At 61.8% G+C, this 8,268-nt stretch carries 8 protein-coding genes; 5 read left to right on the forward strand and 3 right to left on the reverse strand.

Annotation, left to right across the window (positions count from 1 at the left end; all coding sequences use genetic code 11):
- The first annotated feature begins 193 nt into the window (after window positions 1-193).
- Window positions 194-700 carry a ferritin-like domain-containing protein gene (locus tag VK804_RS22740; protein ID WP_325374405.1) on the forward strand — a complete coding sequence of 169 codons (507 nt, stop codon included), beginning with the start codon at window positions 194-196 and terminating at the stop codon, window positions 698-700.
- Window positions 701-892: 192 nt separating this feature from the next.
- Window positions 893-2,332 carry an MFS transporter gene (locus tag VK804_RS22745; protein WP_325374407.1) on the forward strand — a complete coding sequence of 480 codons (1,440 nt, stop codon included), beginning with the start codon at window positions 893-895 and terminating at the stop codon, window positions 2,330-2,332.
- On the opposite strand, the gene petA is transcribed toward VK804_RS22745, so the two are convergent.
- Window positions 2,329-2,958: a ubiquinol-cytochrome c reductase iron-sulfur subunit gene (gene petA / locus VK804_RS22750; RefSeq protein ID WP_325374409.1), complete on the reverse strand. Its 630-nt coding sequence runs from the start codon at window positions 2,956-2,958 to the stop codon at window positions 2,329-2,331. The two genes, VK804_RS22745 and petA, sit on opposite strands and share 4 nt — an antisense overlap.
- A 410-nt stretch (window positions 2,959-3,368) precedes the next feature.
- Between petA and VK804_RS22755 the strand changes: the two genes are divergently transcribed.
- Entirely contained in the window at window positions 3,369-4,631 is a 1,263-nt protein-coding gene (locus tag VK804_RS22755; RefSeq protein WP_325374411.1) for an ABC transporter substrate-binding protein, read from the forward strand.
- A gap of 254 nt (window positions 4,632-4,885) precedes the next feature.
- Entirely contained in the window at window positions 4,886-5,851 is a 966-nt protein-coding gene (locus VK804_RS22760; protein ID WP_325374413.1) for an energy transducer TonB, read from the forward strand.
- A 269-nt stretch (window positions 5,852-6,120) separates the two neighbouring features.
- Here the strand turns inward: VK804_RS22760 and VK804_RS22765 are convergent, their stop codons facing one another.
- On the reverse strand, window positions 6,121-6,555 hold the full coding sequence (locus VK804_RS22765; protein WP_325374415.1) for a hypothetical protein: 435 nt from the start codon (window positions 6,553-6,555) through the stop codon (window positions 6,121-6,123).
- 70 nt (window positions 6,556-6,625) lie between these two features.
- Here VK804_RS22765 and VK804_RS22770 point away from each other — a divergent pair, with 70 nt between their 5' ends.
- Window positions 6,626-7,231 (forward strand): hypothetical protein, encoded by a 606-nt coding sequence (locus VK804_RS22770; protein WP_325374417.1) that lies wholly within the window; start codon window positions 6,626-6,628, stop codon window positions 7,229-7,231.
- 155 nt (window positions 7,232-7,386) lie between these two features.
- Here VK804_RS22770 and VK804_RS22775 read toward each other — a convergent pair whose 3' ends face one another.
- Window positions 7,387-8,034: a hypothetical protein gene (locus VK804_RS22775; RefSeq protein ID WP_325374419.1), complete on the reverse strand. Its 648-nt coding sequence runs from the start codon at window positions 8,032-8,034 to the stop codon at window positions 7,387-7,389.
- Between the last annotated feature and the right edge of the window lie 234 nt (window positions 8,035-8,268).

An 8,268-nucleotide genomic window follows, 5' to 3' on the forward strand; every position in this document is an offset into this window, starting at 1 on the left:
TTCCAATCCCGACCGCCGCCGGACGGGCGGCGTCCTCGTTTCCGGTTTTCCGATATCGTGGCGCCGGCTTTTCGCGGTTCCCCGGAACAAGCCGCCGCGCCGCCGGTTAGCGCTCATACAAGCCAGCGAACATGCCGGCGCGGCGACGAGCCGCCGCACCACGTGTTCCCCAAAACCACAAGGATGCGAAACGATGGGACTCTTCACCAAAGACATCAAGAGCATGAACGATCTGTTCGTGCACCAGCTGCAGGACATCTATTATGCCGAGAAGCAGCTCGTGAAGGCATTGCCGAAAATGGCCGACAAGGCCACCGACAGGCAGCTCAAGCAGGGCTTTCTGACCCATCTCGAGGAAACCAGGACGCATGTGCAGCGGCTCGAGCAGGTGTTCAAGATGCTGGGTTCCGAGGTCAAGGCGGTCGATTGCCCGGCGATCGACGGCATCATCAAGGAAGCCGACGAGGTTGCCGGAGAGGTCGCCGACAAATCGGTGCTGGATGCCGCCCTGATCAACGCGGCCCAGGCCGCCGAGCACTACGAGATCGCGCGCTACGGCAGCCTGATCGCCTGGTCGAAGCAGCTTGGCCGCGACGATGCCGCCGCTCTCCTGCAGAAGACCCTCGAGGAGGAAAAGGCGACTGACAAGAAGTTGACCACGCTCGCCGAGAGCAGGGTCAACCTGCGCGCCGCGAGCTGATCGCGCCTCGACGCACGATTGAGACAAAACGTCGCGCGGGTCGCCCGCGCGGCGTTTTTGCGTCGGCGACATCCGCGTTCGACCGCCGCGGCGAGGCCGCAACCACGCTTCGATCGTAATCGAAGCGTTTGGTTGAAACGCAACCCTATCTCTCCCGTTGGTTCGTCGAATGACGCCAAATGGAGATGATCGATGCGAACAAGTTCCCTCACGCTCGAGAACGCCCGGGCCGTCCCCGCCACGTCCGGTTCGGCGCAGCATTCCGCACGCCAACCGTTGCGTTCGAATTTCTCGACGTCGCTGACGCTTGCGGCGATGAGCCTCGGCTATGGCGTGGTCCAGCTCGACGTCACCATCGTCAACACCGCGCTCAACAGCATCGGCACGTCGCTCGGCGGCGGCGTCTCCGAACTGCAATGGGTGGTCAACGCCTACACCATCGCGTTCGCCGCCTTCATCCTCACCGCCGGCGCGCTCGGCGACCGCATCGGCGCCAAGCGGGTGTTCACCGCGGGCTTTGCCATCTTCACCGCGGCCTCGGTGGCCTGCGCGCTGGCGCCTGGCGCCGCCATCCTGATCGCGGCCAGGGCCGTGCAGGGATTCGGCGCCGCCATCCTGGTCCCGAACTCGCTGGCGCTGCTCAGCCATGCCTATCCCGACGAAAAGGGCCGCGGGCGAGCGGTCGGAATCTGGGCCGCGGGCGCGAGCATGGCCCTGATCTCCGGGCCTTTGATCGGCGGCGGGCTGATCGCGCTGGTCGGCTGGCGCGCGATCTTCCTGGTCAATCTACCGATCGGTCTTGTGGGCATGTGGCTCAGCTGGCGCTATGCCAGCGAGACCACGCGCTCGCCGCAGCGCGAGATCGACCTGCCGGGACAACTCGCGGCGATCGCAGCGCTCGGTTGTCTTGCCGGCGCGATCATCGAAGGCGGCGCATTGGGCTGGCACAACCCGTTCGTGATCGCGGCATTCGCCGCAGCGGCAATCGTGGCGGTGTTATTCGTGCTGCGGGAGCGGCGCGCGGCGCAGCCGATGCTGCCGCTGTCCTTGTTTTCGCATCGGCTGTTCGCGCTGACCTCGCTGGTCGGCCTGTTCGTCAACATCGCCTTCTATGGGCTGATCTTCGTCTTCAGCCTGTATTTCCAGCGCGTCAACGGATTGTCGCCGTTCGCCACCGGCCTTGCATTCCTGCCCATGCTCGGCCTGGTGCTGCCCGTCAACCTCGTCGCCGCGCGGGTGGCCGAGCGCATCGGCGCGCCCGTGACCATCGCGCTCGGCGCCGGCCTGTCGGCGATCGGATGCCTGGCGCTGCTCGGCATCGAGCCCGGCACCAGCTATTGGGAAATCGGGACGCAACTTGCGGTCATCGGCGCCGGTCTCGGGCTCTTGGTGCCGCCGCTGACCTCGACGCTGCTCGGCAGTGTCGAGAAAAAGCGCTCCGGCATCGCCGCCGGCGTGCTCAACGCGACCCGGCAAACCGGCAGCGTGCTCGGCGTCGCATTGTTCGGCTCGCTGATCGGCGAGGGCGACGCCTTCATGGCGGGCGCGCATGCGGCGCTGCTCATCTCGGCGTGCCTGTTGCTCGTCGCTGGCCTGGCCGTCTGGCGCGGCGCCTCAGCAAAGGCGGCTTAGATCTGCGCGATCGATGAGAAATCCCAGATGACGTCGGGCGGGTTCTCTCCGATCCGGATCACGGTGTTGCTGACGAGGTGATGGGGCGGCACCGGCAGATTGTAGGGTGCCGGCACGCCATTGAAGACGCGGCCGGCCAGATCGTATTTCGAGCCGTGGCACGGGCAGAAATAGCCGCCCAGCCAGTCCGTGGTCGGCAGGCTGCCGCTGGGGTCGGGATAGAACATCGGAATGCATCCGAGATGGGTGCAGATGCCTACCAGCACGCTGTATTCCGGCTTGATCGAGCGATGCCAGTTGTCGGCATAAGGCGGCTGCTGCGGCTCGCTCGATTTCGGATCCGACAGTCTTGCCAGCAGATTCGGGTCCTGCAAGGTCTTGATCGCCGCCGCCGGGCGATTGACGATGAAGATCGGACGCGAGCGCCAGCGAACCACCGCCTGCTGGCCCGGTTGAAGCTTGCTCAGGTCGAAATCGACCGGGCCGCCGGCGGCAAGCGTCGATGCGTCCGGCTCCATCTGGTCGATCATCGGTACCGCGGCTGCGAGCGTTCCGATCGCCGCCGCCGCGCCGGTCACAATATAAAGAAAATCCCGCCTGGTCCCCCCGGTTGCTCCAATCGTCACCGTTTGCGTCTTTCGTTAAGATTGCGATCTTGCCGGACCGCGCTGGCAGCGCGGCGCGATCAATCGCGGCTGCCCGAATATGGTGGCTGGCTGAATGAGAGACGCCGCAACCCAATGGTTTGATCCGGTGTCGTCTCTTCATACCTTCGTGACAACGTGAGTTAGCCTCAAGTTGTATGAGCGGCGGGCAAGATTTAATCTCCCGGACAGCTTGCGTTCATCTGCCGATGCTAATTCTCTATCGCCGAGTTATGATGCGCCGGATTTTGCCAATCTGCTTCCGACGCTCCTTCGCCCGCGCCGCAGGACCATTGCAGTCCTGAGATGCGTGCTCGCGCACCGATATACGCCGCATCACTTCGATTGCATCGCAGGAACTTGGGGCAGTTTTGAAACCCAGGAGAATGACGATGTCTACCAACCCCTTGGACCGCAGCATTCAACGGCGCACCCTGCTCAAGGCCGGCCTCACGCTCGGCGCATTGCAGTTCGCGAGGCCCTTGGCCGCAAGCGCGGCAACGGCCGAAAAGAAGTATGGGCCGGGCGCGAGCGATAGCCGGATCAAGATCGGCAACATCGTGCCCTATAGCGGTCCGGCGTCGGCCTATTCGGTGATCGGCAAGACCGAGACCGCGTTCTTTCAAATGATCAACGACGAAGGCGGCATCAACGGCCGCAAGATCGACTTCATTTCATACGACGACGGATACAGTCCGCCAAAAACTTTCGAACAGGCCCGAAAGCTGATTGAGGACGACAACGTGCTCTTGATCTTCAATTCGCTGGGAACGCCGACCAATACCGCCATTCACGCGTACATGAACCAGAACAAGGTGCCGCAGCTGTTCGTCGCCACCGGCGCCACCAAATGGAACGATCCCAAGCACTTCCCGTGGACGATGGGCTGGCAGCCCAGCTATCAGACCGAAAGCCGCATCTACGCAAAATATATCCTGAAGGAGATGCCGAACGCCAAGATCGCGATCCTCTACCAGAACGACGATTACGGAATGGACTACGTCAAGGGCTTGAAGGACGGGCTCGGCGCCAAGGCCAAATCGATGATCGTCAACGAACAGGCCTATGACACGACCGAGCCCACGGTCGAGTCAGAAGTGGTCAGGCTGCAGGCCAGCGGCGCCGATGTCTTCTTCAACGTCGCGACGCCGAAATTCGCCGCGCAGGCGATCACCAAGGTATCCGAGATCGGCTGGAAGCCGTTGCACATCCTCAACAACGTCTCGGCCTCGATCGGCAGCGTTTTGAAGCCCGCGGGGTTCGATCATGCGCAAGGCATCGTATCGGCAGCCTATCTGAAGGACGCGGCCGATCCGCAATGGAACAACGATGCCGACATGAAGGCATGGAATGCCTTCATGGACAAATACATGCCGGGCAGCGACAAGAGCGATTCCAGTTCCGTCTACGGATATAGCGTGTCGCGCACCATGGTCGAGGTGCTAAGGCAATGCGGCGACGATCTCGCCCGCGACAACGTCATGAAACAGGCCGCCAGCCTGAAGAATTTCGAACCCGGCCTGCTGTTGCCGGGGATTGCGATCAACACCGCGCCCACGGACTTCGCGCCGATCAAGCAACTGCAATTGATGAAATTCGCAGGTCAGACCTGGCAATTGTTCGGCAACGTCATGAGCGAGCAGGCCCAGGGCTGACCGGACAACTTCTCTATTCGATCGCGCCGCACGAAGCTGGCCGGCAGATGCGGCCGGCTTCCTGTGCGCGCGTCGCAAACGGCAGCATCGCGAGGCCGCCGGCGGAGGTGATGAGTTGGCATCGGTTTATGTTGCGCCGGCCACCTCAGGCCTTGCGCAGCGCAAAATGCGCGCCGCACACTTGCTCGAACAGCAACTCTGAATAAATTGGCTCGAAACATCTGAGGGTTGTGTCGATAGCCAGGGGGATACGCATGCCGAAAGCGCTCAAGTATGTTGCATTGTTGCTTATGCTGGGGTTGGGCGAGACCTGGATCGAACAGACCGCACTGTCGGACACGATTGCGGTGGCCGACTCCAAGGCGCCGGTGCAGCTGCAGCCAGGTTCACCGCGGCCACCGAAAGATACTGCGGCTGATCGCCTCTATCCGGATCCGGAGTCCGGATCGGTTGTCGGAGGCTCCTACGCCAACGCGTATTTCGGCCTCTCCCTGCCACTGCCGCCGGGCTGGGGCGAGGGCTTGGCCGGACCGCCGCCGTCGGCTCGCGGTCTGTATGTCCTGTCGTCGATGGATGGCACCAGGGCGAGCCGGGCAACGCTACTGATCGTTGCCGAGGATCTGTTTTTCAGTGCCAAGCCGTTCTCGAATCTTGCGGATCTGGCGGCGGATTTCCGCGCTAGCCTGACCAGCATCCCTGACCTGTCGATCGACCAAGGGCCTGCCCCTATCGCGATCGGCGGACAGGCCTTCCTGCGCCTCGACTATCACGCCGGCAGCCTCTATCGCGGTTGGCTGGCGACCGAGTTGCGGTGCCACCTTGTCAGTTTCAACATCACGGCAACCGATCGCGCGACGGTGGACCACGTCGCCGACCTTCTCCACGCGATGTCGCTACCGGCGCAATCGGAAACGGGTACCAATGCGGGCCTCGCGCAAACGATGCCGGTATGCATCAAGGACTATGCCACGGCGCAGACCACGATCCACGGGGTCGACCCGGCTCAGGTCGATCTCAACGGCCTCACAGTGCCGGTCCGGATCATTATCGGTACCAACGGTAAAGTCGAGCATGTGCATGTCATCAGCGCCACGCCAGCGCAGCGCCAGGCGATCGAGCAGGCGCTGACACAGTGGCAATTGAAGCCGCTTGAAGTGATGGGACAACCGACCGAAGTCGAGACCGGGCTGACCTTCGACTTCAGGCCTCACCGGCCGTGACCAGGCGGCCGTCGAGGGCGCCTCGGCACGAGTCCCAATAGCAGCGCATGGGGATCCTAAGGCCCAGCCGATGTATGCCTCGCACGTCATGGCAGCGGTTACTATCCGCTGTTGCAATCGCGATGCTCCTCTCGATTGGCGCTGAGCTAGTCGCTCGATTCAGCTATTCTGAAGGGATCGGTATTCGCTCATCCGTGCAAACGGCAAGCGTGCAGCTTCCAGACGATCCCATTCAATTTAGCTGAAGCTACCGACGGGCGACCGCGACGCTACGCCTTGCGTAGCGCAAAATGCGCGCCGCAGAACGCCATCACGGCGCCGAGGCACAGCGCCGCGAGTCCTGCGAGCACGCCGGAGATGGTCGGGATCGGGCTCGGCGCGGAAGCGGCTTGGCCCGCGCCCACCAGTATCAGGACGCCGACGGCGATCAGGAAATGCTGCATCCGCTGCGGGATTTGCCCGGATACCGCGCTGTGCATCAGGTTTGCGGTGAAAAAGCCGCCGCTAAAGCCGACGGTCGCGATCAGCCACCACGCGATCGCGGCGCCCGCCGGCATGAAGTTGTTCGGATCGGACCGCCACAGGCCGCCGAGATCGAGCCCGTAGCGCGCGCCCAGCATGTGCACGGCGAGCGCCAGCAGCATCCCGGAAATCATGGCGCCGGCCAGAATCAGGCGGCGCGGAAAATTGGTCGTCTCGGCCATGAAGCGCTTGTAAGATGAAGCGGGCTCGCCGCGCAAGCCGATGCGAAAGTTTCACCACGGGATCGATCCATTGCCAGAGCCGCTGCCGGACCAGGCGACGATATCGGCGGATAGCGCGCCGGTCCGCTACGCCTACAAGGCCTCGCTGATTGGCGCGGCGCACCAGTTCGAACTGACCGACGATGGATTGTCCTGGCGCATCGCCGGCCGATCCGCGGTATGGTCCTACGGCGATATCGCGGCGATCCGGCTGTCGTTCCGGCCGGTGTCGATGCAGTCGCGCCGGTTTCGCGCCGACATCGGCAATTTCAGCGGCGTGCGCATCGCGATTTTCTCCACCAGTTGGCAGACCGCCGCCCTGATGGCGCCGCAGGACCAGGATTACCGCGCCTTCATCACGCAGTTGCATCGGCGCATGGCGGAAGCGGGCAGCAAGGCGATACTGACCGGCGGCCTCACGCCACGCCTCTACGCGGCCGCCGTGATATTGCTGGCGCTGGTCGCGATCTCGATTGCTGGACTTTTCGTTCGCGCCGTCGCAACCGGCGAGTTCGCAGGCGCGCTGTTCCTGGTCGGTTTCACCGCCTTGTTCGGCTGGCAGATCGGCGGGTTTGTACGGCGTAACCGGCCGCGTGCGTATACGTTCGATCGGTTGCCGGAGGCGTTGCTGCCGTAGAGCGTGATGAATTTTGGTTCGATTGGATTTTCCGGGGCTGGGTTCACCTCTCCCCATTGGGAGAATTGTAACCTCGACTCGGCATAATGCTGCCTCTCATCCTAGCGCCGCGTCCGTTAATTCGGGCGCTGGCACGCTCGATGAAAGCCTGACAATTACTCGTTCGGAGTTTGGGGATCTGGTTGCTGCGGCCTTGATCGAGGCTGTCGAGACTTCCGGATCGACTTCAAGGCTGCATCAATCAACGGCTCTGCACATAGCTGGGGATATATTTGATCGTGGAATGAGGCTCGCTCAAGATACAGAACCAATAGAAAGGCGCTTTTAGAAATTGTCTTTTGCTCTTCTGTGATTTGGATAAAGTCGCCCTCTCGATAAACCAGAACCCGATCTCTGTCTGGTTGAAGGACAAGGTGTGTCTCAGTTGAGAAGCCCCTAAGTGCGTTTTGGGCTCGCACAGATACATCAAGCTGTGCTTCAGGCTCAATCAAAAGCAACGCTTCCGGTAGCTCTTCAGTATATCCCCAAATATGATGTGCAATTGGATTGCGCTTCCTTGCTGCCGAGCGGATAATTTTCATAAATGCTTGAAAAAGCTCCAATTCCGGGTCGAACAGCTTAGCGGCGCCGGCAGCTTCCATCATGTCTATGCGAGCGCTAGCGCTGTTAATGGCGTGAAGCATCGCCGTTATCGGCGCGGCATCGGTCTGCAGTACATGGCCCAAAATGATGCTGGTCACCATTTCCAAAGAAGCCCATCTAGCAATGATTTCTGCTATAAAAGGTGCTAGTTTGGGGCGCAACTTAAGCGCCTCGGGGGTTACCAGGACGGAAGCTTGCGGGCGCACGCGGGATAGTGGTTGAGGTGGCATGTCTAAATCATCTTCTAAGTTAGACCTAGCAGGCTGTTGAAGAAGTGGTGGCGAAGCGTTTCGGATCGTGATTCTCTAGGATCAGGATTGATCTGGGGGACGCGATGCGAGGAAGTGACGAAAGGTCCGGCTCGCTTTTCAGCTATGTTGACTTGGAAGCTCGGG

Source organism: Bradyrhizobium sp. (assembly GCF_035484855.1).
In the GTDB taxonomy this organism is placed as follows: domain Bacteria; phylum Pseudomonadota; class Alphaproteobacteria; order Rhizobiales; family Xanthobacteraceae; genus Bradyrhizobium.